The 26,083-nt window shown below is 64.3% G+C and carries 26 protein-coding genes; 22 read left to right on the forward strand and 4 right to left on the reverse strand.

What is annotated here, in order from left to right; genetic code table 11:
• The first annotated feature begins 164 nt into the window (after positions 1-164).
• From QQS38_RS17875 to QQS38_RS17945, 15 genes are all read left to right on the forward strand, one after another.
• Complete coding sequence (locus tag QQS38_RS17875; protein WP_479646694.1) at positions 165-1,166, forward strand: CheR family methyltransferase; 1,002 nt, start codon at positions 165-167, stop codon at positions 1,164-1,166.
• Entirely contained in the window at positions 1,163-1,936 is a 774-nt protein-coding gene (gene cheD / locus QQS38_RS17880; RefSeq protein WP_479646695.1) for a chemoreceptor glutamine deamidase CheD, read from the forward strand. Before QQS38_RS17875 ends, cheD begins: the two co-directional genes overlap by 4 nt.
• Positions 1,937-1,941: 5 nt before the next feature.
• Positions 1,942-3,030, forward strand: coding sequence for a protein-glutamate methylesterase/protein-glutamine glutaminase (locus tag QQS38_RS17885; protein WP_479646696.1), 1,089 nt, complete (start codon positions 1,942-1,944; stop codon positions 3,028-3,030).
• Between the two features lie 52 nt (positions 3,031-3,082).
• Positions 3,083-3,478, forward strand: coding sequence for a chemotaxis response regulator CheY (cheY, locus tag QQS38_RS17890; RefSeq protein ID WP_102611543.1), 396 nt, complete (start codon positions 3,083-3,085; stop codon positions 3,476-3,478).
• A 1-nt stretch (position 3,479) separates the two neighbouring features.
• Positions 3,480-4,184 carry a protein phosphatase CheZ gene (cheZ, locus tag QQS38_RS17895; protein WP_479646697.1) on the forward strand — a complete coding sequence of 235 codons (705 nt, stop codon included), beginning with the start codon at positions 3,480-3,482 and terminating at the stop codon, positions 4,182-4,184.
• Positions 4,185-4,443: 259 nt separating this feature from the next.
• Entirely contained in the window at positions 4,444-4,953 is a 510-nt protein-coding gene (locus QQS38_RS17900; protein ID WP_479646698.1) for a DUF2844 domain-containing protein, read from the forward strand.
• A gap of 21 nt (positions 4,954-4,974) precedes the next feature.
• Complete coding sequence (locus tag QQS38_RS17905; RefSeq protein WP_479646699.1) at positions 4,975-6,273, forward strand: DUF3443 family protein; 1,299 nt, start codon at positions 4,975-4,977, stop codon at positions 6,271-6,273.
• A gap of 371 nt (positions 6,274-6,644) precedes the next feature.
• Positions 6,645-7,160: a DUF2844 domain-containing protein gene (locus QQS38_RS17910; RefSeq protein ID WP_479646700.1), complete on the forward strand. Its 516-nt coding sequence runs from the start codon at positions 6,645-6,647 to the stop codon at positions 7,158-7,160.
• Positions 7,161-7,211: 51 nt separating this feature from the next.
• Positions 7,212-8,465 (forward strand): DUF3443 domain-containing protein, encoded by a 1,254-nt coding sequence (locus tag QQS38_RS17915; RefSeq protein WP_479646701.1) that lies wholly within the window; start codon positions 7,212-7,214, stop codon positions 8,463-8,465.
• 283 nt (positions 8,466-8,748) lie between these two features.
• A complete protein-coding gene (gene flhB, locus QQS38_RS17920; protein WP_479646702.1) occupies positions 8,749-9,954 on the forward strand; it encodes a flagellar biosynthesis protein FlhB in 1,206 nt (401 codons plus the stop codon).
• Positions 9,951-12,053, forward strand: coding sequence for a flagellar biosynthesis protein FlhA (gene flhA, locus QQS38_RS17925; RefSeq protein WP_479646703.1), 2,103 nt, complete (start codon positions 9,951-9,953; stop codon positions 12,051-12,053). Before flhB ends, flhA begins: the two co-directional genes overlap by 4 nt.
• Entirely contained in the window at positions 12,050-13,885 is a 1,836-nt protein-coding gene (gene flhF / locus QQS38_RS17930; protein ID WP_479646704.1) for a flagellar biosynthesis protein FlhF, read from the forward strand. Before flhA ends, flhF begins: the two co-directional genes overlap by 4 nt.
• On the forward strand, positions 13,878-14,753 hold the full coding sequence (locus tag QQS38_RS17935; RefSeq protein WP_479646705.1) for a MinD/ParA family ATP-binding protein: 876 nt from the start codon (positions 13,878-13,880) through the stop codon (positions 14,751-14,753). Before flhF ends, QQS38_RS17935 begins: the two co-directional genes overlap by 8 nt.
• Before the next feature lie 31 nt (positions 14,754-14,784).
• On the forward strand, positions 14,785-15,513 hold the full coding sequence (locus QQS38_RS17940) for an RNA polymerase sigma factor FliA (protein ID WP_479646706.1): 729 nt from the start codon (positions 14,785-14,787) through the stop codon (positions 15,511-15,513).
• A 256-nt stretch (positions 15,514-15,769) separates the two neighbouring features.
• Complete coding sequence (locus tag QQS38_RS17945) at positions 15,770-16,339, forward strand: cysteine hydrolase family protein (protein WP_479646707.1); 570 nt, start codon at positions 15,770-15,772, stop codon at positions 16,337-16,339.
• A 58-nt stretch (positions 16,340-16,397) separates the two neighbouring features.
• Here QQS38_RS17945 and QQS38_RS17950 read toward each other — a convergent pair whose 3' ends face one another.
• On the reverse strand, positions 16,398-16,598 hold the full coding sequence (locus tag QQS38_RS17950) for a toxin-antitoxin system HicB family antitoxin (RefSeq protein WP_479646708.1): 201 nt from the start codon (positions 16,596-16,598) through the stop codon (positions 16,398-16,400).
• Between the two features lie 184 nt (positions 16,599-16,782).
• On the opposite strand from QQS38_RS17950, the gene QQS38_RS17955 reads away from it, so the two are divergent.
• Positions 16,783-18,720: a hypothetical protein gene (locus tag QQS38_RS17955; protein WP_479646709.1), complete on the forward strand. Its 1,938-nt coding sequence runs from the start codon at positions 16,783-16,785 to the stop codon at positions 18,718-18,720.
• A 112-nt stretch (positions 18,721-18,832) separates the two neighbouring features.
• Here the strand turns inward: QQS38_RS17955 and QQS38_RS17960 are convergent, their stop codons facing one another.
• The 3 genes from QQS38_RS17960 to flgA all read right to left on the reverse strand — a co-directional run bounded on the left by QQS38_RS17960 (position 18,833) and on the right by flgA (position 21,202).
• Positions 18,833-19,273 (reverse strand): flagella synthesis protein FlgN, encoded by a 441-nt coding sequence (locus tag QQS38_RS17960; protein ID WP_479646710.1) that lies wholly within the window; start codon positions 19,271-19,273, stop codon positions 18,833-18,835.
• Between the two features lie 76 nt (positions 19,274-19,349).
• Positions 19,350-19,700, reverse strand: a complete 351-nt coding sequence (gene flgM / locus QQS38_RS17965) for a flagellar biosynthesis anti-sigma factor FlgM (protein ID WP_479646711.1) — start codon at positions 19,698-19,700, stop codon at positions 19,350-19,352.
• A gap of 212 nt (positions 19,701-19,912) precedes the next feature.
• Positions 19,913-21,202, reverse strand: coding sequence for a flagellar basal body P-ring formation chaperone FlgA (flgA, locus tag QQS38_RS17970; RefSeq protein WP_479646712.1), 1,290 nt, complete (start codon positions 21,200-21,202; stop codon positions 19,913-19,915).
• Positions 21,203-21,435: 233 nt separating this feature from the next.
• Here flgA and flgB point away from each other — a divergent pair, with 233 nt between their 5' ends.
• From flgB to flgG, 6 genes are all read left to right on the forward strand, one after another.
• On the forward strand, positions 21,436-21,939 hold the full coding sequence (gene flgB / locus QQS38_RS17975; RefSeq protein WP_479646713.1) for a flagellar basal body rod protein FlgB: 504 nt from the start codon (positions 21,436-21,438) through the stop codon (positions 21,937-21,939).
• Positions 21,940-22,018: 79 nt separating this feature from the next.
• Entirely contained in the window at positions 22,019-22,441 is a 423-nt protein-coding gene (gene flgC / locus QQS38_RS17980; protein WP_277430707.1) for a flagellar basal body rod protein FlgC, read from the forward strand.
• 11 nt (positions 22,442-22,452) lie between these two features.
• On the forward strand, positions 22,453-23,163 hold the full coding sequence (locus tag QQS38_RS17985; RefSeq protein WP_479646714.1) for a flagellar hook assembly protein FlgD: 711 nt from the start codon (positions 22,453-22,455) through the stop codon (positions 23,161-23,163).
• A gap of 35 nt (positions 23,164-23,198) precedes the next feature.
• Positions 23,199-24,437 (forward strand): flagellar hook protein FlgE, encoded by a 1,239-nt coding sequence (gene flgE, locus QQS38_RS17990; protein WP_479646715.1) that lies wholly within the window; start codon positions 23,199-23,201, stop codon positions 24,435-24,437.
• 23 nt (positions 24,438-24,460) lie between these two features.
• Positions 24,461-25,219 carry a flagellar basal-body rod protein FlgF gene (gene flgF, locus QQS38_RS17995; RefSeq protein ID WP_479646716.1) on the forward strand — a complete coding sequence of 253 codons (759 nt, stop codon included), beginning with the start codon at positions 24,461-24,463 and terminating at the stop codon, positions 25,217-25,219.
• Between the two features lie 60 nt (positions 25,220-25,279).
• The gene (gene flgG / locus QQS38_RS18000) at positions 25,280-26,068 is read left to right on the forward strand and encodes a flagellar basal-body rod protein FlgG (protein ID WP_479646717.1); all 789 of its coding nucleotides are present in this window, start codon (positions 25,280-25,282) and stop codon (positions 26,066-26,068) included.
• Positions 26,069-26,083: the final 15 nt, after the last annotated feature.

Here is a 26,083-nt window from a genome sequence, read left to right on the forward strand (position 1 = left end):
GCGCGCGCCCGTTGCGCGCGCCGCCAGCAGGAAAGGCAGACGAGCATGTGGCGTTTCGGCACCCCGCCCGCATCCGGGCGAATCATTGCGCGGCGCGAGCCCGCGCGAGCGGGGGCTGTTCAGGCGACGGCACGGCTTGGCATCTACGACGTGAGAGAAGCACCATGACGACAGCGCGCGCAATTCTTCGGCCCGAGCGGGGCGAGTCGGGCGGCCTCGACGATCGGGCTTCCGGCTCCGGCTTCGCCGATCGCGATTTCGAGTTCACCGCCGCCGATTTCGCCCGCATCCGCGAGCTGATCCATCGGCGCGCGGGCATCTCGCTGTCCGAGCACAAGCGCGACATGGCGTACAGCCGCCTCGCACGGCGGTTGCGCGCACGCGGCCTGGACTCGTTTCGGCACTACCTCGACCTGCTCGAATCGGAAAACAGCGCCGCGGAGTGGGAAGCGTTCACGAACGCCCTGACCACGAATCTGACGGCCTTCTTCCGCGAATCGCACCACTTTCCGATCCTTGCCGATTTCGTCAAGCGGCGCCAGCAACCGGTTTCGATTTGGTGTTCGGCCGCATCGACAGGAGAGGAGCCGTACTCGATCGCGATGACGCTCGTGGAGGCGCTCGGCGAATCGCAAGCGCGCCAAGCGACGGTGCTCGCGACCGATCTGGACACGCAAGTGCTCGCCAAAGGCGAGGCGGGCGTCTATTCGCTCGACCAGGTCAAACAACTGAGCCCCGAGCGGCTGAAACGATTCTTCCTGAAGGGAACCGGGGCGCATGCGGGCCTCGTCAAGGTTCGTCCCGAGCTGCGTTCGATGATCCGCTTCGCTCAGTTGAACCTGACCGACGCGGATTACGGACTGCGCCAGCCGTTCGACGCGATCTTCTGCCGCAACGTGATGATCTACTTCGACAAGCCCACGCAGTCGCAAGTGCTCGCGCGTTTCGAGCCGCTCGTCAAATCGGGCGGGCTGTTGTTCGCCGGCCATTCGGAGAACTTCACCTACGTCACGCAGGCGTTCCGCTTGCGCGGCCAGACGGTGTACGAGCTCTCTCGCGACCTGCATGCAAGCGGCGCAGGGCGCGCGGCCGGCGCGCGCGAAGATCGCATGGGCGAACCCGCGTCGGCCGCCCTTGGGAAAGCGCGTCGGGAGGCCGTAGCATGAGCGCCTTACCGATCGCCACCAATCTGTATTTCGACAACCACTTCGGCCGGCGCGGCGTGAAGCTGTTGCCGAACGAGTTCTATACGACGCGCGAGGACATGGTGCTCGTGACCGTGCTCGGCTCGTGCGTCGCCGCTTGCATTCACGACCGGACGGCTGGGATCGGCGGCATGAACCACTTCATGCTGCCCGACGATGGCGAGCAACCTTCGCAGGCGGCATCCGATTCGATGCGCTATGGCGCTTACGCCATGGAAGTGCTGATCAACGAGTTGATCAAGATGGGCGGCAGGCGCGAGCGTTTCGAAGCGAAGGTGTTCGGCGGTGCGGCGGTGCTGGCGGGCATGACGACGATCAACATCGGCGATCGCAACGCCGAGTTCGTACGGCGTTACCTCGGCCTCGAAAAAATCCGCATCGTCGCCGAAGACCTCCAAGGCGTGCATCCGCGCAAGGTCGCGTTCATGCCCGACACGGGGCAGGCGATGGTCAAGAAGCTGCGGCTGCAGCAAGAGCCGAACGTCGCCGAGCGCGAGCAGGCGCTGGCCAAGCAAGTGGCCGAGGCGCGCGCCGCGCGTCACGCGCGGGCCGCCCGCGAGCTCGGCCACGTGGAATTGTTCACGAACAACGGCCAGGCGCCCGCGCAAAAGCCGCGCGTCGAGTTGTTCGGCTCGCCTGCGGCCAAGCCGCGCGTCGAGCTTTTCGGCGCGAGCGCACGCAGCGCCGCGACGGCCCCGATCAACAGCGCCAAGACCGTAGAGGAGGCGTAGTAGCTGTGCAGAAAATCAAAGTATTGTGTGTAGACGACTCGGCGCTGATTCGCAGCCTGATGACTGAGATCATCAACGGTCAGCCCGACATGGCGGTCTGCGCGACGGCGCCGGACCCGCTCGTCGCACGCGAGCTGATCAAACAGCACAATCCCGATGTGCTGACGCTGGATGTGGAAATGCCGCGCATGGACGGGCTCGACTTTCTCGAGAAGCTCATGCGGTTGCGGCCGATGCCGGTGGTGATGGTGTCCTCGCTGACCGAGCGCGGCTCGGAAATCACGTTGCGCGCGCTCGAACTGGGCGCGGTCGACTTCGTCACCAAGCCCAAGGTCGGGATTCGCGACGGCATGCTCGACTACGCCGAAAAGCTCGCCGACAAGATCCGCGCCGCCGCGCGCGCACGCGTGAGCGCGCGCACGGTGGCCCCGGCGCCGGCCCCCGGCAGCGCCCCGGCTGCGAGCGCCCATGCGCCGATGTTGAACAATCCGCTCGTCAGCACCGAAAAGTTGATCATCGTCGGCGCTTCGACGGGGGGCACCGAGGCGATTCGCGAAGTGCTGACGCCGCTGCCGCCCGACGCACCGGCGGTCCTGATCGCGCAGCATATGCCGCCGGGCTTTACGAAGTCGTTCGCGCAGCGCCTGAACGGGCTTTGCCGGATCACCGTCAAGGAAGCGGAGCACGGCGAGCGTGTGCTGCCGGGCCATGCCTATATCGCACCGGGTCATGCACATCTATTGCTTGCTCGCAGCGGGGCGAACTACATTGCACACTTGTCGGACGACCCGCCGGTCAACCGTCACCGGCCGTCCGTCGACGTTCTGTTTCGCTCGGCCGCGCAGCATGCCGGCAAGAATGCCGTGGGCGTGATCCTGACGGGGATGGGCCGCGACGGCGCGGCCGGATTGTTAGACATGCGAAATGCGGGCGCATACACTCTCGCGCAGGATGAGGCGAGCTGCATCGTCTTCGGCATGCCGCGCGAGGCGATCGCGCTGGGCGGGGCCGACGAGATCGCGCCTTTATCGGAAATGAGCCGCAGAGTGATGGCACGTCTCGCGGCGATGGGCGATCGAGTGCAGCGCGTTTGACCGGGCGGGCCCGGTTTCTTGCGCCGACCAATCAAGGTTAAAGGGAACGAAGATGGACAAAAGCATGAAAATTTTGGTGGTGGACGATTTTCCGACGATGCGCCGGATCGTCCGCAACCTCTTGAAGGAGCTCGGCTACGGCAACGTGGACGAGGCCGAGGACGGCGCGGCGGGATTATCGCGCCTGCAAGGCGGCGGGTTCGATTTCGTCATTTCGGACTGGAATATGCCGAATATGGACGGTTTGGAAATGCTCAAGCGCATTCGCGCGGATGCCGCGCTTTCGCACTTGCCGGTGCTCATGGTGACGGCCGAGTCGAAGAAGGAAAACATCATCGCGGCGGCGCAGGCCGGCGCGAGCGGCTACGTTGTGAAGCCGTTTACCGCCGCCACGCTCGATGAAAAACTCACGAAGATTCTCGAGAAGATGGCCAAGACCGGGAGCTGAAGTGAACGAAGCCACCAATTTGCAATCGGATGGCGCCGACGGCCCCGATTTGACGACCGACCGCATTCTCGCGCGCATCGGCCAACTGACGAAGACGCTGCGCGATTCGATGCGCGAACTGGGGCTCGACAAGCACGTCGAGCAAGCCGCCGAGGCGGTGCCCGACGCGCGCGACCGGCTCAAGTACGTCGCGAACATGACCGAGCAAGCGGCCGAGCGCGTGCTGACGGCGATCGATATCGCCAAGCCGCTGCAAGAGCAGTTGCAAGCCGATGCGGCCGAGCTCGACACGCGCTGGGAGCGCTGGTACGCCGCGCCGATCGAGCGCGAGGAAGTGCGCACGTTGATGAACGACACGCGCGCGTTCCTCACGCGCGTGCCCGACGCCACCTCCGCCACCAATCAAAAGCTGCTCGAAATCATGATGGCGCAGGATTTCCAAGATCTGACCGGTCAGGTCATCAAGAAGATCATGGATGTCGTGTACATCATCGAGCAGCAGCTCTTGACGGTGCTCGTGGAAAACATCGCGCCCGAACGGCGCGAGCAGTTCGCGCAGACGGCGGCCGCGCTCGCGGCTGAGCCGGGCGCGACGGGTACGCCCGATCACTTGCTCAATGGTCCTCAGATCAATCCCGAGGGACGCGCCGACGTCGTGCAGGATCAATCCGACGTCGACGATTTGCTGGCGAGCTTGGGTTTCTGACGTCGTAGCGTCGTTGCAGGTTTCAGGTTTCAGGTTTCAGGTTTCAGGTTTCAGGTTTTGGATTTCGGGTTTCCAGGGGCGGGCCGCCGAACGCGGCGCCGCCCCTATGCATGTGCGGCGCGGGACGACGCTCGGTCCATTTCCCGCACGCCCGGCGCGTCGGTTAGAGCGCCGATGGTGTAAAAAAATGGCTCCGGCAAAGAAGGTAAAGCGCCGAGGGGCGCGATAAAAAAGTCAACCCATAAGAGGCTTATTACAAATGTCGAATAAAACCTTGCGCGCCGCGATTTGCGCCGCGCTGACCTGCGGGGTAATGGGCGTGGCCGCGCCCGCGCTCGCCGCGCTCGGCGGTACCCCCACGCCGCCGCCTGCCGGCGCGACGTCCGTTTCACTCTCTCCTGCCTCTTCCGTCGTTCATGCCGCATCGGGCGCGACGAGCGCCGCTAGCACGGCTTCCTATACGGTGACGCAAACCACGCTCTCGTCGGGCACGATCGTGCGGGAATACGTTTCGGCCGCCGGGGCCGTGTTCGGGATCGCCTGGAGCGGCCCGATGATGCCGAATCTGCCTGTATTGCTCGGCAGTTACTTCACGCAGTTCGACAGTGCGCGCGTGGCGCTGCGGGCCGAGCATCCGGGCCGCGGCCCGCTGAGCTTGACCTTGCCTGGCCTCGTCGTGAGTTCGGGCGGCCACATGGGTGCGTTCTCGGGGCAGGCCTACCTGCCGCAATCGCTGCCGGCCGGTGTCACGGCCGACGACATCAAATAACGAACGAGACCGAGGGGAACCATGTTGCGTATCAAAAGTACACTGGCTCGAACGCTCGGCGCGTTCGGTTTGGCGGCGCTCGTCGCGCTCGTCGCAGGTTGCGGCGGCGGGGGCGGGTCGAGCGGCACGTCGACGGCCAACAGCACGGGGAACACTGGGAATACGAGTGTCTCTACTCCGACGCTGGCTGCGAATCAGGCGGCCGTTGTCGTTTCGTCGGGTTTGACGGGCCACGCGCCCAACATGCCGATGGTTAGCGTGACGATTTGCGTCCATGGGACGAGCAATTGTCAGACGATAAACAACATCCAACTCGACACAGGTTCGTTCGGCCTGCGGCTGGCACAGGATGGAATCAACAGCACTCTGCTTAGCGCGTTGCCGCAGGAAACCGTAAGCGGACAGGCAGTGGCCGAATGCGCGGGTTTTGTCGACGGCAACTCGTGGGGCTCGGTGCGCACCGCGGATGTCACCATCGGTGGTGAAACCGCTTCGAACATCCCTGTGCAGATTTTTGGCGATATCCCGCAATCGGCTGCCGGTGGCTCGAACAACGGGTGCGCGAGCGGTACGCTCAACGACACCTCCTCGGCGATTGCCGCGCACGGCATCCTGGGTGTCGGTACGGCCAAGTACGATTGCGGCTCGGGTAGCCGTGGCTGTACCGTCTCGCCGAACGGCGCTTATTTTGGATGCACGACGACCGCCGGGGTGACGACCTGCGGTGACCTGGCTGTACCTCTCGCGCAGCAAGTGGGTAATCCGGTGCAGTTCTTCCCGACGGACAATAACGGCATGATTTTAACGATGCCTGCGGTGTCGGCGACCGGAGCCACGACCGCATCCGGCGTTCTCACATTCGGACTGGGTACGCAGACGAACAACGCCTTGCCCACCGCGGGCATTCAGACGCTCACGGCCGATCATTTCGGCACGGCGAAAAGCGCGTCGTTGGCAGGTACAGGTGTGACGACCGCATTCTTTGACACCGGGTCGAACGGGCTGTTCTTCCCAGACAGTTCGATCACCCAGTGCTCTTTCAGCACGGGCTTTTACTGCCCGGCCTCTACGGTCACGCGGCAGCCTTCCGTAACTGGCTATAACGGCACGACTGTCTCGATCTTGCTCAGTATCGCCAACGCTCAAAACTTGTTCAGCAGCGGGAGCTTCGCGCTGAATGACATCGGCGGCTATGCGGCGCAGAGCGGGGCATTTGATTTCGGCATGCCATTCTTTTATGGTCGTACTGTGTACATTAACTACGATACGTCGTCGATTAATAGTTTCGGCGCGGCTTCGTCGGCCTTCATCGCATTCTAAATCAACGCATCGTAGCTGCTTCGCTCGCGGGCGGCCGTGCCGCTGCTCGCAAATGACCGACGGCGCGGTCACTCCGGCATTGCGATCGCCGGCGCCGCGCCGTTTTCACACAGTCCCTTCCCCGCTTTAATCCTCTTTCCCACGTTCGACGCAGCCGCCCGGCGCTTCGCTGCTGCGGGCTGACACGTCTTGATCGCACCAGACCAAATCCCCCGCGTGGTATTCGGGCACGAAATTTGCGCCATCAATGCGCCTTCAATGCGCTTACGGGATGTACTAGATTTCAACGTAGGAATGCCGGAAACGGTGGTTGCTCGCCGCCCGCGCAGAGCCACGCGCTCACACAATCCATCTCAGGAGGAACCGATCCGATGTCGAATCGTCCTTTACGCGCCGCAGTCGCCGCGGCGCTCGTGCTGGGGGTGATCGCCAGCGTCATCCAGCCGGCGCGCGCGGCCCTGGGCGGGAGCCCGATGCCCACGCCGGCCGACGCCAGCGCCACCACCACCACCCCGTCCAACACGACCGCCCGAGCAGCCGCGCAAAGCGCTTCCGGCGCGCTTGCCTCTTCATCCTATTCCGTGCGCTCGACGGCATATTCGAGCGGCACCCAAGTGCGCGAATACATCGGCGCGAGCGGCACCGTCTTCGGAATCGCCTGGAACGGCCCGCGCATGCCCGACTTACAGACCTTGCTCGGTAATTATTTCCCGCAGTACGCGAGCGGGGTCAAAGCGCAGCGCGCGGCCCGGCACGCGCGCGGCCCCGTCGCCGTCGAGCAATCCAACCTCGTCGTGCATTCGGGCGGTCACATGGGATCGTTCTTCGGCCAAGCCTGGCTGCCGAGCGCGCTGCCCGCAGGGATGACGGGCGCCGACATCAAATAACCGAACCCGAGCAAACGAACGCCTAAGCGAGCGGAAGAACCAGGGAGAACTATGTTGCGCACTCACAGCAAACTCTTTCGGGCGCTTCGGGCGCTCGGTGTGGCAACCCTCGCGGCCATCGTCGCCGCCTGCGGCGGCGGTGGCGGTGATGGCGGTGGAAGCGGCGGCGGCAGCGCGGGCGGCGTGCAACCGGCTGCGAACCAAGCCGTGGTGACGGTAGGCCGGGGCGTCGAGGGCGTCGCGAATATTCCGTCCGTCAGCGTGACGATCTGCGCACCGGGTTCGACTACGTGCCAGACCGTCGACAACATTCAAGTCGACACGGAATCGTTCGGGCTTCGGCTTGCCAGCTCGGCAGCGAGCCAAGTGCTGGGCGCGTTGCCGAAAGAAACCATCGCCGGCAGCCAATTGGCCGAATGCACGGCATTCGCCGACGGTTTCACATGGGGCTCGATCCGCACGGCCGACGTGACCATCGGCAAAGAAACGGCCAGCAGCCTGCCGATTCAGATCGTCGGCGATATGCCGCAAAGCGCAGTGGCCACGGGGGGGTGTTCGACGGGCACGCTCGAATTGACGCCCGCCGATCTCGGCGCCAACGGCATCCTGGGCGTGGGCGTTGCACCCACCGATTGCGGCGCGATCTGCGCGACTGCGCCGGCGGCCAACAGCAACTATTACGCGTGTCCCAACGGCGCAAGTTGCACCCAGACGCTCGTTCCCGCAACGCAACAGGTGACCAACCCCGTCGTCAAGTTCGCACCCGACAACAACGGCGTGATCTTATCGATGCCCAGCATTGGCCCGAGCGGGCAGAGCACGGTCAGCGGCATGCTCACGTTCGGCATCGACACGCGCTCGAACAATGGGCTGCCGACCACGGTGCAAAAGCTCACGACGAACGCCTTCGGCGACGTGAACGCCACCTTCAACGGCAGCGCGGTCCTGGCGTTCTTCGATTCGGGGTCGAATGCGTACTTTTTCACCGACAATACGCTGCCTATCTGCTCGGGTAACGCCTCTTCGTTCTATTGCCCGACTTCGACGGTCACACGGACGGTGACGGTCGCCAATTACAACGGCAGTTCGCCGGGCGCGCCGAGCGGCACCGCGCTGCAGATGTCCGTGGGCAATGCGAGCACGCTGCTCGCGAACGGCAACTACGCATTGAACGACCTTGCCGGCAATCTCGGTACCGGCGCCAGCTTCATCGATCTGGGCATGCCGTTCTTCTACGGCAAGACGGTCTACTACGGCATGGATCAAACGGGCTCGGGCGGCGCGCGCCCGTTCGTCGCGTTCTAGGCTCATCACGGCTCCACGTTCGATCGGAGCCGTTTCCTTTCGTTATCCTTTCTCGCGACACTCCACCGCGGCGCACGCTGCGCTCGAGTGTCGCGCCTTCTCTCCCGCCGCGCTCTCCCACGCCTTCTCGCCGCGCCGCCGCGCCCGCCCGGACGCCGCGCCGATCACTCGAAATGCACCCGTTTCCCCCGCCTTATCCGCCGATCGTCCATTGACCGGTGCGGGAATAATCGCTCTCACTGGATAACGGCATGTCGCCGCGATTCTTTCGGAGAAATTCCCCGTGGCAGAGGACAGCGACCTCGACAAAACCGAAGCGGCAACCCCCCGGCGCCTGGAAAAGGCGCGCTCGGAGGGGCAGGTTGCGCGCTCGCGGGAATTGGCGACGTTCGCGCTCTTGGGCGCCGGCTTCTTCGGCATATGGGGCCTGTCGGGTCCGATCGGCCTGCATCTGCAAGACATGCTGCGCGGCGCGTTCACGTTCAACCATGCGAGCCTCGTCGACACGAACCGCATGCTGATCGGCGCGGGCAACGCCGGGCGCGAAGCATTCCTGGCGGTCACGCCGATTCTCGCGCTCACGGGCTTGGCCGCGATCGCCGCACCGATGGCCCTCGGCGGCTGGCTTCTCTCGCCCAAGGTGTTCGAGTTCAAGTTCGAGCGGGTCGATCCGATCGCGGGCATGGGCCGCATCTTCTCGATCAACGGCGTCATCCAGCTCGGCATGGCGCTCGCCAAGACGCTGCTCGTCGGCATCGTCGGCGCCACGGCCATTTGGCATCGCAAGGCCGAGATCCTCGCGCTGGCAGGCGAGCCGCTGCACAAGGCGCTCGGCCATGGGCTATCGATCGTCGCCGCATGCTGCGCGACGACCGTCGCCGGCATGTTCGTGATCGCCGCGGCCGACGTTCCCTATCAACTCTGGCAGTACCACAAGAAGCTGCGCATGACGAAGGAAGAAGTGAAGCGGGAACACCGTGAAAACGAAGGCGACCCGCACGTCAAGGGCAAGATTCGCCAGCAGCAGCGCGCCATCGCCCGTCGCCGCATGATGGCCGCGGTGCCCACCGCCGACGTGGTGGTGACGAACCCGACGCATTACGCGGTCGCGCTCAAGTACGCCGACGGCGAAATGCGGGCGCCGAAGGTCGTCGCCAAGGGCGTGAACCTCGTCGCCGCCCGCATTCGCGAGATCGCGGCCGAGAACAACGTCGCGATGCTCGAAGCGCCGCCGCTCGCTCGCGCGCTTTATCACAACGTCGAACTGAACCGCGAAATTCCCGGCGTGCTCTACAACGCCGTGGCCGAAGTGCTGGCCTGGGTTTATCAACTGCGCAAGTTCCGCGAGGAAGGCGGCGATGTTCCGGCCGCGCCGACCGAACTCGACGTGCCCGCCGAATTGGACAAGAAGGGCCCGATTGCCGAGTCCGACGAACTTGAAGAAGCCAACGAAGCCCTCGGCGAGCCCAACCAAGGAGCATCGGCATGAATGCCCGCGTCGGCACCCTGTTCGGCAAGAGCCAAATGCTGAGCGGCACGAACCTGCGTGCGCTCGCAGGTCCGATCCTGATCTGCATGATCCTCGGCATGATGATCCTGCCGTTGCCGCCGTTCCTGCTCGATCTGCTGTTCACGTTCAATATCGCGCTGTCGGTGATGGTGCTGCTCGTCAGCATGTACACGCAAAAGCCGCTCGATTTCGCGGCCTTCCCGGCGGTGCTGCTGTTCTCGACGTTGCTGCGCTTGTCGCTGAACGTCGCCTCCACGCGCGTCGTGCTGCTCCAAGGCCACACCGGCCCGGGCGCCGCCGGTCAAGTGATCGAATCGTTCGGCCATTTCCTCGTCGGCGGCAATTTCGCGGTCGGTATCGTCGTGTTCGCCATCCTGATGGTCATCAACTTCATGGTGATCACCAAGGGCGCGGGGCGTATCGCCGAAGTGGCCGCGCGCTTCACGCTCGATGCGATGCCGGGCAAGCAGATGGCGATCGATGCCGATTTGAATGCCGGCCTCATCAACGAAGACGGCGCGCGCAAGCGTCGCCAGTCGGTGTCGCAAGAAGCCGAGTTCTACGGCGCGATGGACGGTGCATCGAAGTTCGTGCGCGGCGACGCGATCGCGGGCCTCATCATCATGGTCGTCAACGTGCTCGGCGGCCTGATCGTGGGCGTCGTGCAGCACGGTATGGACTTCGCCTCGGCCGGCAAGACCTACACGCTGCTCACGATCGGTGACGGCCTCGTCGCCCAGATTCCTTCGCTCGTCATCTCGACGGCGGCGGGCGTGATCGTCTCGCGCGTGGCCACCGACGAGGACATCGGCACCCAACTCACGGGGCAGCTCTTCACGAACCCGCGCGTGTTGATGATCACCGGTTCGATCATCGTCCTGCTCGGCCTGATCCCGAACATGCCGCACTTCGCGTTCTTGCTGCTCGGCGGCGGCGCGATCCAGCTCGGCCGCACGATGAAAAAACGCAGCGAAGCGGCCAAGGCGGGCGTGTCTCTCGTCGACGTGGCGCCGGCCATCGCGGCTCCCGCGGAGAACCACGAAGCGAGCTGGGACGACGTCACGCTCATCGACACGCTGGGCCTCGAAGTGGGCTACCGCTTGATTCCGCTCGTCGACAAGAACAGCGACGGCGAACTGCTCAAGCGGATCAAGAGCATTCGCAAGAAGTTCGCCCAGGAAATCGGCTTTCTGCCTCCTGTCATCCACATTCGCGACAACTTGGAACTGCGCCCGAACGGCTACCGGATCGCGCTCAAGGGCGTCGAAGTGGGCGTGGGCGAAGCCTACCCGGGCCAGTGGCTCGCGATCAATCCGGGGCAGGTCACGGCGGCACTGCCGGGCCAACCGACGCAAGACCCAGCCTTCGGCTTGCCCGCCATCTGGATCGACACGAACTTGCGCGAGCAAGCGCAGGTGTACGGCTACACCGTCGTCGACGCCAGCACCGTCGTGGCCACGCACTTGAATCATCTGGTGGTGCAGCATGCCGCCGAATTGCTCGGCCGCCAGGAAGTGCAAGCGCTGATCACGCGCACCGGTAAGGACGCACCCTCGCTCATCGAAGATCTGGTGCCCAAGACGCTCTCGCTCACGACGCTGCAAAAGGTGTTGCAGAACCTGCTCGAGGAAGGCGTGCCGATCCGCGATATGCGCACGATCCTTGAAGCGCTCTCCGAGCACGCCGGCAAGCAAACCGACGCGCACGACCTGACCGCGAGCGTGCGCCTGGCCTTGGGCCGCGCGATCACGCAGCAGTGGTATCCGGGCGCGAGCGAAATGCAGGTCATGGGTCTCGATTCGAATCTCGAGCGTGTGCTTTCGCAAGCGCTCTCGACGGGTGCGAACCCTGGCCTCGAGCCGGGCCTCGCACACACGCTCCTCGCGGCGACGCAAAGGGCGATCACCCGTCAACAAAACGCCGGGCTGCCTCCGGTGCTGCTCGTGCAGCACGCGCTGCGCGCGATGCTCGCGCGATTCCTGCGCCGCAACCTGCCGCAATTGAAAGTGCTCTCGTATGCCGAAGTGCCCGAGACGCGCACGATCAAAGTCGTTAACCTCATTGGGGGTCAAGCTTGAACATTCGTAAATTCATCGGCGCAACGAGCCGCGACGCACTGCGCCTCGTGCGCGAAGCCCTCGGTGCCGACGCCGTCGTGCTGTCGAACCGGACCAATGAGGACGGCAGCGTCGAAATCGTCGCGCTGGCCGACACGGATTTCGCGCACATTACGCCCGATGCGGGCGAAGCAACGACGCAAAGCGCTGGCCAAAACCTCGGCTTCGCGCCGGCGGCCAACCCCTATGCGTGCGCCGCGCCCAGCCTGACCTCGCAGCCTGCGGCCGCTGCCGCTCATCCGAGCGCGATGGCGTCCAACCCCTACGCGAACGGGATGCCCGATGTGTTCTCGGCCGTCTTCGGCGCGAGTCCCGAAGTGGGCGCGAACGGCCACGAAACGAGCCGTCCGGCCTCGACCGATGCCGCCGCCATCGCCGCGCCGCGTGCGAACGAGCGCGCCGCGATGGCCGAGCGTAGCGCTGCATCGGGCGCGCCGGCAGCCGCCCGCACGGCCGGCGGCGCACCTACGAGCGCTGCGGATGCCGGCGGCGACGCCCGCACGCTGGGTGAATCGAACCCCTGGCTGATCGACCATGCCCGCCGCGTCGTGGCGCAAAACGAGCGCCCCGCGCACAGCTCGCGCGCGCACGCCATGACGCCGTCCGCGGCGGCGGCCAAGGGCCTCGGTGCGCCGGGCCGCGTGCTCTCGCCCGAAGAACTCGAGACGGCCCAAGTGCCCGAGTGGGCGCACGAAGCTGCCCGCGTGGCAGCGCGCCGCGCGGCGCCGCGCGTGACCAAGGCCGCATTCGAAGGCGCGGCCGAGCAAGACGCGGAGGCGATGGCCGATGCGATCCGCGCGCGCGTGGAAGAGATCGTCAACCAGACGGTGATGAGCGAGCTGTCGGCGATGCGCGGCATGATGGAAGAGCAATTTGCCGGACTGATGTGGGGCGAGCGCCAGCGGCGCAGCCCTGTGAACGGCGAAATCACGAAGGCGCTGTTCTCGGCCGGCTTCTCGGCCCAGCTCGTGCGCATGGTGGTCGACCACATGCCGGAAGTCGAGAACTTCGACGCCGGGATGGACTGGGTGCATCAAGTGCTGGGCTCGAACCTGCCCGTGCTCGAAAACGAAGACGCGCTGATGGAGCGCGGCGGCGTGTTCGCGCTGATGGGGCCGACCGGCGTGGGCAAGACGACCACGACGGCCAAGCTTGCCGCGCGCTGCGTGATGCGCTTCGGCGCGAGCAAGGTGGCGCTCTTGACGACCGACAGCTATCGCATCGGCGGCCACGAGCAACTGCGCATCTTCGGCAAGATTCTCGGCGTGTCGGTGCACGCGGTGAAGGACGGCGCCGACCTGCAACTGGCGCTGGCCGAGCTGCGCAACAAACACATCGTGCTGATCGACACGATCGGCATGAGCCAACGCGACCGCACGGTCTCGGACCAGATCGCCATGCTGTGCGGCGCTGGGCTGCCGGTGCAGCGGCTGCTGCTGCTGAACGCGACGAGCCACGGCGACACGCTCAACGAAGTGGTGCAGGCCTACAGCAGCGCCGAGGGCCAGCCCGAACTGGCCGGCTGCATTCTGACCAAGCTCGACGAAGCGACGAATCTGGGCGGCGTGCTCGATACGGTGATCCGCTACAAACTGCCCGTGCACTACGTATCGACGGGCCAGAAAGTGCCGGAGAACCTGTATGTCGCGACGAAGAAATTCTTGATCAAGAGCGCGTTCTGCATTCCGCGCGACGGCTCGCCGTTCGTGCCGCACGACGACGATATTCCTGCACTGCTCTCGGCGCTGTCGAGCCGCACGAGCGCCGAGCTGCACGAGGTTCGCTTTGGTTAAACAAGTCACCGATCAGGCAGAGGGGCTGCGCAGGCTGCTCGCTAAGAGCGGTTCGCGTGTCGTTGCGGTTACGGGCGGCCCGGTGGGCGTCGGCTGTACGTCGACGGTGGTCAACTTGGCCGCGGCGCTGGCCGCGCTCGGCAAGGACGTGCTCGTGATCGACGAGCGGCTGGGTGCAAACAGTGTGTCGGCGATGCTCGGCGGCTTGCGCGGGGTGGGTTCGCTGCGCGCCGTGCTCGATGGCGAGGTTGCGCTCGAGCAAGCGTGCGCGCGCCACGAGTTGGGGTTCTCGGTGTTGGCGGCATCGCGCGAGAACTGCGCGGCCTATAGCGGCGCGCAGCTCAGCATGCTGCTCGCCGGTCCCGCCGACGTCGTGCTCGTCGATGCGCGGCTCGATCGTCAGGGTGCGCTCTCGCCGCTCGCGGCGCAGGCGCACGACGTGATGATCGTCACGCGCGTGGCGGCGCAAGCCATCACGGAAGCGTATGCCTGCATGAAGCGCTTGCATCTCGAGCACGCGATCGCGCAGTTTCGCGTGCTCGTCAATCATGTATCGAGCTTGGCCGATGCGCACACGACGTTCGAGAACCTCGCGGAAGTTGCGGCGCGGTACTTGTCGGTGTCGATCGAAGATGCCGGTTGCGTGACGGCCGATCCGCTGATGGAACGCTCGCTCGAGCTCAGGCGCTGCGTCGTCGACGCATACCCGTCGGCGCAATCGGCGCGTGACTACCGTCACGTTGCTTCGGAAATGTTGTATTGGCCCATGCGCCCGGCGTTGTGCTCGCCGCGCGCCGAGGCTTCGGTGCGCACGGCGATGCCGGCGTCGGCGCTGGCCGACACGGTGGCCGCGCGCCAACATGCTTGAAACGTTAGGGACAAGGAAAAGGGGGCCCTCGATGTACAACGCTCAAGGGAAAATGTCCCAGACGGATGTATTGACGCAGTACGCACCGCTGGTGCGCAGGCTTGGTTTGCAACTCGTGGCGAAAATGCCGGCGAGCGTCGATCTTGACGACCTGATTCAGGCGGGCATGATCGGCTTGCTCGATGCGGCGAGTCGCTATAAGGAAGATCAGGGCGCGCAGTTCGAGACGTACGCGAGTCAGCGCATCCGCGGGGCAATGCTCGACGAGTTGCGCAACAACGATTGGTTGCCGCGCAGTTTGCGCAAGACGTCGCGCGAAGTGGAATCGGCCGTGCATCAAGTCGAGCAGCGGCTCGGCCGCTCGGCGAGCGAGACGGAAGTGGCGGACCATCTGCAGATGCCGCTCGATTCGTATCAGTCGATGCTGCAGGATCTGCACGGCAGCCAGTTGATCTACTACGAAGACTTCGACCGCTCGGCCGACGACGAACCGTTCCTCGACCGCTACTGCGTCGACCACACGGACCCGCTCTCGGCGCTGCTCGACGAGAGCTTGCGTGCGGCGCTGGTCGATGCGATCGACAAGTTGCCGGAACGCGAAAAGTTGCTGATGTCGCTGTATTACGAGCGCGGGATGAATCTGCGCGAGATCGGCGCCGTGATGGAAGTGAGCGAATCGCGCGTTTGCCAGTTGCATAGCCAGGCGGTTGCGCGGCTGCGCTCGAAGCTCCGGGAAATGGCTTGGGCGAGCGTGGAGTGAAATCGAGCGGAGCTTGAGCACAACGAGGCGATAGCGATCGACCCGCGGCAATGAGCATATCGCGCATGTCCGATCTAGCCTCGCGTTAAGATGCCTTGCATCGCCGCGCTGCCGATTTGCGGCGCCTTTGCGGGAGCATGTCATGCCGTTCACTAGGTTCAGCCATCACACGGTTCGCGCGCGGCGGCCGACGCTCGATGCCTTGCGCAGGCTTCACGTCGAGCTCGACTTCGCGGCCTGCGAGGGGCGATGAGCGATGAACCCGCTTGCCGCCAACGCCGCCCTTGTCCTCATCGACATGCAAAACGGGATCACCCGGCCGACGCTTGGCCGGCGCAACAATCCCGATGCCGAGCGCAACATCGAGACCTTGCTCGCCGCTTGGCGTGGGATGCGCAGGCCCATCGTTCACGTCCGGCACATTTCCCGTTCCCCCGAATCGATCTTTTGGCCTGGACAGAGCGGCGCCGAGTTCCAGCCGCGGTTCGCGCCGTTGGCGCACGAGCACGTGGTGGAAAAGAATGTCCCCGATGCCTTTGCCGCGACGGCGTTGGAGCGATGGCTGCGCGTGCGCGGCATCGAGCAACTCGTCATCGCGGGCGTGATCACGAATAATTCCGTCGAAGCGACGGCGCGAAGCGCGGGCAATCTGGGGTTCGATGCGATCGTCGCCGCCGATGCAGCGTTCACTTTCGATCAACGGGATTTGAATGGCCGGCTTTGGCCGGCCGAGGACGTGCATGCGCTGTCGCTCGCGAACATCGCGATGGATTATGCGGCGGTGAGATCCACGAGCGAGATCATCGAGGCCTTGGCGGCGCAGTGACGGATGCCGGGATCATTCGATGCGCTCACTTGGCGCGCCTACGCAATGCGAGTCACCATCAAGCCGCCACTTCGTGTTCGATCGCCCGCTCGATGAACTGGTTGAGGCGGATCCCTTCCGCTGCGGCCGCCTCTACGGCGCGCGCATGCAGGTTCGGGTCGATCCGTGCGTTGAAGCGCCCCGAAAAATGGCGGTACGGCTCGATCCCGTTTTCCGCGCAAACTTCGAGAAACGCCGCTAACGACTTGGCGCCTTCCACCTTTAGGGTGGCGATGTCGTTCGCATAGAAATCGGCGCCGCCGTTCAGACCGATGATGCGCCCGCCATGATGCGCGCATGCTCAAATACTGAGCGTGCGCACCGACCTCCTAAGGGGCGCGGGTGGTTCGCGCCCGGTCTTCGCGTACAGTGAAAGCCCCTTTTTTTGCTTCAAAGGGATGCGAATGCCAGAAGACCGCGGCCGGCCCGACGAATACAAATACAAACACGCATACATGTACGCACATCGCGGCGATGGGGATACATGGTTGCAGGTCTATGTCACGAACATCCGGCGCGAGCGGATGCAGCGCACGGGAAAACCGAATGCGCGCGGTCCGCTACCCGTGATCGCGGGCAGCGAGGAGGCCGCTGCCTTGTTGGAACAGCAGCGCCTGGCGACGATCGAGGAGGGGCAAGAGCGGGTTGACGCATTGGAGGAACGGTTGCAGTGGGAAGGTCAGGCGACGCATAAAAATTTCGAAGCGATGGCCCGGTTGTCGGCGCGATTGGGCAATGCTCAGGAAAAGTTGGATGCGGCGAAACACACCGTCATCTACGGGCCGGCGGCCCTGAAAACGTTCGAGGACCCGGAAAACACCAAACTCGAAGTCGTGCATCACGGCACGTGGGGCGATGACCGGTTGGCGACGGAATCGAGCAACCCATCGAGTGAATTCCCGATTCAGGCGCTGCCGAGTCATTGGCGGGCACACGGACTGAGTCGGAGGATCGGCTCGATCCGGCTGCTGTCGTGCGGGTCGGGCGACGCCGCACCGCGCGAGCGGCTCGTCTCATATCCGGCCGGGTACTATGGACCGCCAGGGGAAACGCGAATCGCTGCGGCCCAATACCTCGCGGACAAAATGAAGGCAGTAGGATTCGTTCGGCCCAGGGTTACCGGCTATCAAGGGTTAGGACTCGGTATTGGCGACTATCTTCGAAAGGACAGAGCATACATCGAGATGAAATGGCGGGCGGACGTTTCGCTGCCGGAGGAACCGTATGCATTGCGCGCAGGCGTGGAGGGCGATGTCATGACCGACATCGCGCGTCGCAGCGACGTGTCGATGGTTTTCGAGCCGACGGACCCTGATCGGCGGCGCGAACGTCTGCGCTACCAGCATGCCTATATGTATGCGCCAAGCGGCGAGGGCGATACGTTCGAATTTGCGCTCGAGGAAAACTTGCGCCGCTTGGCCAAATGGATCGACGCATCCTCCATCAAGCCTCGCGGTCCCATTGCGCTGCTCGCCCCGAATGAGGAAGTGGAGAAGGCGTTGGTGGCAGCCCGCGCCAAACGCATGCATGAGCTTGGTCAAGAGGTGAAAGACGCGCGCGAGGCTTTGCGCACGAGCGAGCAAGCACTGAGAGAGGACGCCCTGTCCGACGGCGAGCGCGATGAAATCCGCAGGAGCCTCGACGAGCAGCGGTTCGTCATCCAAGAGCGCTCGTTCTATCTTGCGGTGGCGGAGGCGACCCGAATCGAAACCTTGGATGCACTGACCACCGTCGAGCATGATGCGCATTTGAGCGAGGCGCAAAGGCAGGCGATGCTGACGAGCAAACTTGCCGATACGAAGGTCTATATCCCGCTCTACGGGAGCGCGGGATCGGATCTGCTGACTACCGATCGTTCGGAAACGCCGGTCGAGACTCACTTGGCCGACATATCGCAAGAGCTTGCCCAATACTTCCTATCGCAAGGACTTGCCCCCAAAGTCGGTTCGTTTCGTTTGATTTCGTGGGAGTCGGCGGACACGAGAACGCGCACCAAATTCGAGGCGAATCCGCCCGGTTATAGCGGCTTGTTCTCCAATCGACGCGTCGCCCCTGCCCAATACCTCGCGAACAAACTCCAAGAGGATGGCTTCGCGCATCCTCGGGTGACGGGGTACCAGGGGCAGGGCATCTTCTGGTCGATATCGAAGCACTTCGTCAACGCCGGGGCGGAACCGGCTCATTCGAACGGAGCGACGCGGCATCAGGGATGGGGTAGCCGGTCGATCGCTCCGGTGCACGCGCTACAGGTGATTCCCGGGTACAGCTCCAACTGGCGCCGCCGCCGTGACGTGCGGAAGGTTTTCGGGCCGAAACGCGGCTCGACTTTTTTATGCTTGTAGCACGAGGAAAGTTATTGCCGCCGCGCTGTCATGGATCTGCTTGCGATCAGCGCCGGGCGATACTGGGCGGCCTGCTAACGGCCGCGCAATCGTAATGGTGCAGACTGCCGCCTCAAACCACCGCCATGCGCCCATCCGGCCCGTACACGCTGGCCGCATGGCGCGAGGCCGCGCCGCGCAAGATATTGAGCGCGTTCTGGTTGTAGTTCATTCGCACGCGGATCATGAGCCCATTGGTGGCGTTCGCGCGGCGTGCGCGCTCCACCACGGCTTGCAACAACTGCCACTGCTTGGCGAGCCGCGCATCGTCGGCAATCGCCAGCTCCATGCCCTTCCAGCCGACGGGCAACTGCATCTGGCGCAGTTGGCTGTCGCGCGTCTTTTCGAGCGAAGCCAGTTTTTCCGTGAGCTCGGCCTTCTTCTCGATGATGCCGGGCAGCGTTTCGAGCGGCGATACGGCGGCGAGCGCTTTCTCTTCGTACATCAGCAAAGACGCGAACGCTTCGAGCGTCGCGTGTTCTTCGGTCACAGTGGCAAGCAGGGCGTCTCTCATCTCATCCGCCAAAAACGTGCGCGCATGCACGCGCTCAATGGACGCCGACGAGGCTTCTGCGGCAGCCAGCGCGCCGTCAGCCGCCCGTCGACGGGTTCTTCAACAGTTCACGGGCCGTGGACAGGATGCCGTCGGCAATCTTGCTCGCATCCATGGTCAACGTACCGTCGGCAATCGCTTGCTTGATCGACTCGACGTGCCCCACATCGATGTCGGCTTCGCCCGAAGCCGCGAGCGAACGCAACTGCGACGAGAGCGCCGATAGATTGACGCTGGCGTCGCCGCCCGCGCCGGCCGCAAAGGCGGACGCCGCAGCGCTGCCGCCCGCGGAGGTGGCGCTGGCCGTGGCTTGACCGCCTTGGCGGGTACCTTGCACCGCGCCCTTGGGCGAGCTCAGGTTGGAACTAGAGGTTGAATCGACTTTCACGATGGCTTCCCGAACGATTTCGATTTGAGTGTGATAACGGCGACACCCATCGAAACTTTAGCGCAATCGGGAAATTCACCGGCAGACCGTCCCCGCGGCTTTCGGGGCCGAATCGACCGGCCGTCCTCCTCGTCAACCTGCTTTCAACCGCCTTTCAGGTCGCTTCCGCCTCGATCGACCTCATCCGGTCCCACGCAAATCTTCGCAAATCGTCACATTTGCACCTGCACCGTCGCGCCATCTTTGACGGTGCCCGAGATGACCTGACCGCTCGCCATCTTGACCCGCACCTGCTGTCCCGGCGAAGCGTTGTTCATCACACTGCCCTCGGACGAAATCGTGAAATCCTGACCTTGGGCCACCACGCGCACCGTCTGCCCGATCGTGACCGCGCTCGCGCTCTTGAGCAAATCCTGACGCAACGGCATGCCCGCGCTGATCCGCGCCAGCGCAACGGCTCCGACCGCTTGGGAGGGGTCGGTGATGATCGCGCGCGGCAGATTCGACAGATCGCCGTTGCGCGCGAGCAGATCCTCGGCCGTGACGACGGCGCCCGGCTCGATTTGGTGCGCGGCCAGGTAATACGTGGCGTCGATGGAAACCTGGGCCTGCAGGTACAGCGTCCAAGGTTTGGCGCCGGCGCAGCGCACGCCCACGGTGGTGCGGCCCCAGAGCCGAGCGCCGGTCGGCATGAACGGCTCGAGCGTCGTGCAGGCGGCCAAACCGCGCGGGAAGACCTGCTTCACGGTGACGGTGATCTTGCCGGGCAGACCGACCGTCTGCTGCTCGAGGTAGGAAAGCGCCGTGCGGCGGATCGTTTCGCCATCTTCCTGGCCGGCCGGTGCGGCGGTAGTCGAGGCAGCAGCCGTTGCCGGCGCCGGGGCGGGCGGGGCAACTGCGACCGCTTGCGCGCGCGGGGTGCCGGCCGATGCAGGAACCGGCGCCGCCAGACCGGCGTGCGCCGCCGGCTCCACGGCGACCGGCTGGGCAGCGCGCACGGCGCGCTGCGGCGCGGTGACGATGACCGGGATGATCCGGCCAGACGCAGGCGCGGCCGCCGCGGCCGCGTTCGGCGTTGGGGGTTGGAGCGCACCGATGCGCTGCGGCGCGGTGGTCTGTGCGCTCGGCCGTACTTCGCCGGGGCCTGGGATGACGATCATTGCGTTCGTCTCGGCTCCGTTGGCGTGGGCCGTCGCGGCGTGTGCTTCGCCCGGGCCGGGGATGGAGATCATCCCGCTCGACGCGGCGCCCCGAGCCTCACCCGGGCCCGGAATCGAAATCATCGGGCTCTGTTGAGCGCCGCGCGCTTCACCCGGGCCAGGAATATAGATCTGCCCGTTCGCCCCCGCGCTTTGCGCATAGGCCGCAGCGCCCGGCAGCAGGACAGCGGCGACGAGCGCACACAACGAAGCTCGCGCCAAGCGCGAAACGGCCGCCCGCCGCCTGCCGAGGGCGCGCTGCGCCTGGTGGCGCGCGGGATCGGAAGCGGCGGACTCGGACATCGGGTTTCTCCATCGAGACAATTCTGACGACGAATCGAATTCTAGGGCTCGCGCGCCGCGCGCAAACGTTGAATAGAGGGCGGCTTCCCCGGTTATTCATCCGATTGCCTCTTGCCTCCCGCCCCTAAGATGCACCTCATGCAAAAAAGCCTTCCCGATGCGCCTTGTCCCGAACCAAGGTGACGCCGAGAAGCGGCAACAAGCGGCCGACGCTTGGGTACGGAGAAACACCGATGCTGGACAAACTCGATGCCGAATTCGCCTTCGGCCGTGAAGCGCTCGATGTGCGCGCTTATCGGCAGGAACTGCTGTCGTCGAATATCGCCAACGCCGACACCCCCGGCTACAAGGCGCGCGACGTCAACTTCTCGTCCTCACTGGCAGGCGCGCTCAAGCGCAGCGGCGCCGCGGCGGGAACGAGTGTCACGGCAAGCTCGGGCACGGCGCAACTGGCGATGGCTCAGAGCGCCGGCGTGACGAGCGGCATGACGATGGCCTCCACCGAGGCGGGTCACATGACCGGCAAGGCTTCCTTGATTCCGACCGGCGGCCAGCCGCAGGACTACGGCACGCTCGCCTACCGGGTGCCGACGCAACCCGCGCTGGACGGCAACACCGTCGATCTCGACGCGGAACGCGTTCAATTTGCCGACAACACCTTGCATTACGAATCCGGCATGACCGTGATGACACAGCAGCTCAAGCAGATGCTCGCGGCAATCACGTCGGGCGGCTAAGCACATCCGCGCCGCCGCTCCTTATTACGAATCACGCATCGCGCATCTTCAAGCGTCAATCGAAAGAGGCACTCAGGCCATGGCATTGATGAACATCTTCACCGTTGCAGGTTCGGCGCTATCGGCCGAATCGCAGCGGCTCAACGTAACCGCGTCCAATCTCGCGAACGCCGACAGCACCACCGGTCCCGACGGGCAACCTTACCGGGCCAAGCAAGTCGTGTTCGCGGTCAAGCCGATCGGCGGCGCGCATACCGCGAGCGGTCAACAAGTGGGCGGCGTGCAAGTGTCGAACGTCATCGACGATCCCACGCCGATGAAGACGACCTACGACCCGACCAATCCCGCCGCGGACGCGAACGGCTACGTGACGATGCCCAACGTCGATCCGGTGCAGGAAATGGTGAACATGATCTCGGCCTCGCGCTCGTACCAGGCCAACGTCGAGACGCTGAACACCGCCAAGAACCTGATGCTGAAGACTTTGACGATCGGCACCTGAGGAGAAACTTTGTGACGTCATCCAACACCACCATCTCGAGCGGCGGCACGATCTCGCAGCAGTTGCTCAATACGGTCAACGGCACCTCGTCGAGCAGTACGTCGTCGAGCACGGGCTCGTCGTCTACCGATCTGCAAACGACTTTCCTGAAGCTGCTCACCACGCAGTTGCAGAACCAAGACCCGACCAACCCGGCGGACAGCTCGCAAATGACTTCGCAGCTGGCGCAGATCAATACGGTGACGGGCATCAGCCAACTGAACACGACCCTGACTTCGTTGGCCTCGCAGCTCTCGGCCGGCCAAAGCGCGCAGGCTTCGTTGCTGATCGGCCAGAGCGTGCTCGTGCCCGGCTCGACGACGACCGTGGCAAGCGGCGCTTCTTCGGGCTTTGGCGTGTCGCTCGGCTCGAGCGTCTCGGATCTGACCGTCACGATCAAGAACTCGTCGGGCCAAATCGTCAACACGCTCGATCTGGGCGCACAACAAGCCGGAACGATTCCGGTTGCCTGGCGGCCTGTGGATTCCTCGGGCAACACGCTGGCCGACGGCACCTACACGGTCTCGGCCTCCGGCACGAGCACGACCGGCGCGACGACGGCGGAAACGACGCTCAGCGGCGCGCAAGTGCAAAGCGTGGTCCAGCAAAGCGGCGGCGGCACGGGCCTTCTGCTCAACAACGGCACGACGGTCGATATGACCAAAGTCGTCGCCATTCTGTAACGAACCAACGAATTTATCCGAAGGGAGACCGCTAAATGGGCTACCAGCAAGGCTTGAGCGGCTTGTCCGCATCGTCGAACGATCTGGACGTCATCGGCAACAACATCGCGAACGCGAACACGATCGGCTTCAAACAGAGCACGGCCCAATTCGCCGATCTGTATGCGAACACGATCGCAACGTCGGTCAACGACCAGATCGGCATCGGCACGCAACTTTCGGGCGTTCAGCAAGACTTCAAGCAAGGCACGTTCAACACGACGGGGCAGGCGTTGAACGTCGCAATCAACGGCACGGGCTTTTATCAGATGTCGAACAACGGGGCGCTGACATACTCGCGCAACGGTGTGTTCCAGCTCGACAAGAACGGCTTCATCACGAACTCCCAGGGCCTGAAGCTGATGGGATACGCAGCGAATGCGAACGGCGTGATCAACTCGGCGCAGACGGTTCCGATTCAGGTTCCGACGACGAACATCGCGCCGATCGCGACGCAAAACATCACCGCGACGCTGAACCTGAACGCGCAAGACACGGTGCCGACCGTCACGCCGTTCTCGGCAACGAACTCGCAGACGTACAACTACTCGACCTCGATTCAGACCTACGACTCGCTCGGCGGCTCGCAGCAGGTCAACATGTACTTCGTGAAGACGGCCGCCAATGCGTGGGACGTTTACTCGGGGCCGGCCTCGGGCACGATCAGCAAGGTCGGGTCGGTCGGGTTCAGCACCGCGGGCACGCTTGCGTCGACGACGGCGACGGCCCCCGCGACCAGCCCCAGCACCGGGCAACTCGCCTTCACGATCCCGAACACGGACGGCAGCGCGACGCCCCAGTCGCTGACGCTGGACATGTCGGGCACGACGCAGTACGGCGGCAAGGACGGTGTGACGAACCTGTCGCAAGACGGCTTCGCCAGCGGCGAATTGACGAACTTCTCGATCGGCGCCGACGGCACGATCTCGGGCACGTACTCGAACGGCCGCACGCAATCGCTCGGTCAGATCGTGCTCGCGAACTTCAACAACCCGAACGGCTTGCAGAACTTGGGCAACAACGAATTCGGCGAAACCGCCGCGTCGGGAGTGCCGCAAATCTCGGCGCCGGGCAGCACGAACCACGGCACGCTCACGGGCGGCGCGGTGGAGAACTCGAACGTCGACTTGACGAGCCAGCTCGTCGATCTGATCACGGCGCAGCGCAACTACCAGGCGAATGCGCAGACGATCAAGACGCAGCAGGCCGTCGATCAAGCGCTGATCAACCTCTAAGCGCAGCGGCATAAGGGCTAGCCATGGACCGACTGATCTACACCGCGATGACGGGCGCCGCGCAGGCGCTCGAGCAGCAGGCCGTCGTCGCCAACAACTTGGCGAACACGTCGACGACCGGCTTTCGTGCGGAGCTTGCGAACTTTCGCAAGGTGCCGATGAGCTTCGGCGACGGTACGGCAGTGAACAACGACACGACCCGCACCTTCGTGGTGACGGCCACGCCGGGCGCCGACTTCGCGCCGGGCCCGATCTCGCAGACGGGCAGTCCGCTCGATGTCGCGATTCAAGGCCCGGGCTGGCTGTCGGTGCAAACGGCCGATGGCAACGAGGCCTACACCCGCGCGGGCAACTTGCACGTCGACGAAAACGGCCAACTCGTCACCGCGACGAATCAGCCGGTGCTCGGCAACGGCGGCCCGATTTCGATTCCGCCCGGCGCCAACGTCACGATCGGTAAAGACGGCACCGTTTCGGCGCTCGGCGCGGGCGATTCGCCGTCGCAGATCGTCGTGCTGGACCAGCTCAAGCTCGTCAACCCCGAGCCCGGCACGATGACGCGCGGCGACGACGGCTTGTTCCGCACCACCGACGGCCAGCCTGCCGATGCCGATCCGACCGTGAACGTTGCCCAAGGCGCGCTCGAAGGCAGCAACGTGAATCCGGTCGCGGCGATGGTTTCGATGATCACCAACGCGCGGCAGTTTCAGATGCAAACGAAGTTGCTGCAGACGGCCGACCAGAACGACCAGACGGCCAACCAGCTGCTCTCGTTCACTTAACCGGTTCTTCGCCGCCTCGAACGCGGCTCGAACCGGAATGCAATAAACAGGAGATTGACCATGAACCGCTCGCTCTACATCGCCGCCACCGGCATGAATGCGCAGCAGTCCAAGATGGACGTGATTTCGAACAACCTCGCCAACGTCGGTACGGACGGCTTCAAGGGCTCGCGCGCGGTGTTCCAGGATCTGATGTATCAAACGTTGCGCCAGCCGGGTGCGAACTCGACGCAGCAAACCGAGCTGCCCTCGGGCTTGCAGGTCGGCACGGGCGTGCAGCAAGTGGCGACCGAACGCCTGTACACGCAAGGCAACTTGCAGCAGACGGGCAACTCGAAGGACGTCGCCATCAACGGCAACGGCTTCTTCCAAGTCCAAATGCCCGACGGCACGACGGCCTACACGCGCGACGGTTCGTTCCAAACGAACGCGCAAGGCCAGCTCGTGACGTCGAGCGGCTATCCGGTCATGCCGCAGATCACGATTCCGCAGAATGCGACGTCGATGACGATCGGCAGCGACGGCACGGTGAGCATCACCGTCGCGGGTTCGACCGGCAATCAGACGATCGGCACGATGCAGCTCGCCACGTTCATCAACCCGGCCGGTCTCGAATCGAAGGGCGAGAACCTGCTTGCGGAGACGACCTCGTCGGGTGCGCCGAACGTCTCGACTCCGGGCCTGAACGGCGCCGGCACGCTCAACCAAGGCTACGTCGAAGCATCGAACGTGAACGTCGTGCAAGAGCTGGTGAATATGATCGAGACGCAGCGCGCGTACGAGATCAACAGCAAGGCGGTCCAGACTTCGGATCAAATGTTGCAAACCTTGAGCCAGATGTCGGTTTGAGGCGAGTAGGACAGT

The sequence above is a fragment of the Trinickia sp. Z7 genome (genome assembly GCF_056498045.1).

What these genes read in the sequence shown, in the direction of transcription:
- QQS38_RS17910 (WP_479646700.1), top strand. Translation starts at nt 6,645, where the DNA reads ATGTCGAATCGTCCTTTACGCGCCGCAGTCGCCGCGGCGCTCGTGCTG.
- QQS38_RS17915 (WP_479646701.1), top strand. Translation starts at nt 7,212, where the DNA reads ATGTTGCGCACTCACAGCAAACTCTTTCGGGCGCTTCGGGCGCTCGGT.
- flgC (WP_277430707.1), top strand. Translation starts at nt 22,019, where the DNA reads ATGGCATTGATGAACATCTTCACCGTTGCAGGTTCGGCGCTATCGGCC.
- QQS38_RS17960 (WP_479646710.1), bottom strand. Translation starts at nt 19,273, where the DNA reads ATGAGAGACGCCCTGCTTGCCACTGTGACCGAAGAACACGCGACGCTC.
- QQS38_RS17905 (WP_479646699.1), top strand. Translation starts at nt 4,975, where the DNA reads ATGTTGCGTATCAAAAGTACACTGGCTCGAACGCTCGGCGCGTTCGGT.
- cheD (WP_479646695.1), top strand. Translation starts at nt 1,163, where the DNA reads ATGAGCGCCTTACCGATCGCCACCAATCTGTATTTCGACAACCACTTC.
- flhA (WP_479646703.1), top strand. Translation starts at nt 9,951, where the DNA reads ATGAATGCCCGCGTCGGCACCCTGTTCGGCAAGAGCCAAATGCTGAGC.
- QQS38_RS17955 (WP_479646709.1), top strand. Translation starts at nt 16,783, where the DNA reads ATGCCAGAAGACCGCGGCCGGCCCGACGAATACAAATACAAACACGCA.
- QQS38_RS17940 (WP_479646706.1), top strand. Translation starts at nt 14,785, where the DNA reads ATGTACAACGCTCAAGGGAAAATGTCCCAGACGGATGTATTGACGCAG.
- flgG (WP_479646717.1), top strand. Translation starts at nt 25,280, where the DNA reads ATGAACCGCTCGCTCTACATCGCCGCCACCGGCATGAATGCGCAGCAG.
- flgB (WP_479646713.1), top strand. Translation starts at nt 21,436, where the DNA reads ATGCTGGACAAACTCGATGCCGAATTCGCCTTCGGCCGTGAAGCGCTC.
- QQS38_RS17900 (WP_479646698.1), top strand. Translation starts at nt 4,444, where the DNA reads ATGTCGAATAAAACCTTGCGCGCCGCGATTTGCGCCGCGCTGACCTGC.
- QQS38_RS17875 (WP_479646694.1), top strand. Translation starts at nt 165, where the DNA reads ATGACGACAGCGCGCGCAATTCTTCGGCCCGAGCGGGGCGAGTCGGGC.
- flgE (WP_479646715.1), top strand. Translation starts at nt 23,199, where the DNA reads ATGGGCTACCAGCAAGGCTTGAGCGGCTTGTCCGCATCGTCGAACGAT.
- QQS38_RS17945 (WP_479646707.1), top strand. Translation starts at nt 15,770, where the DNA reads ATGAACCCGCTTGCCGCCAACGCCGCCCTTGTCCTCATCGACATGCAA.
- flgF (WP_479646716.1), top strand. Translation starts at nt 24,461, where the DNA reads ATGGACCGACTGATCTACACCGCGATGACGGGCGCCGCGCAGGCGCTC.
- flgA (WP_479646712.1), bottom strand. Translation starts at nt 21,202, where the DNA reads ATGTCCGAGTCCGCCGCTTCCGATCCCGCGCGCCACCAGGCGCAGCGC.
- cheY (WP_102611543.1), top strand. Translation starts at nt 3,083, where the DNA reads ATGGACAAAAGCATGAAAATTTTGGTGGTGGACGATTTTCCGACGATG.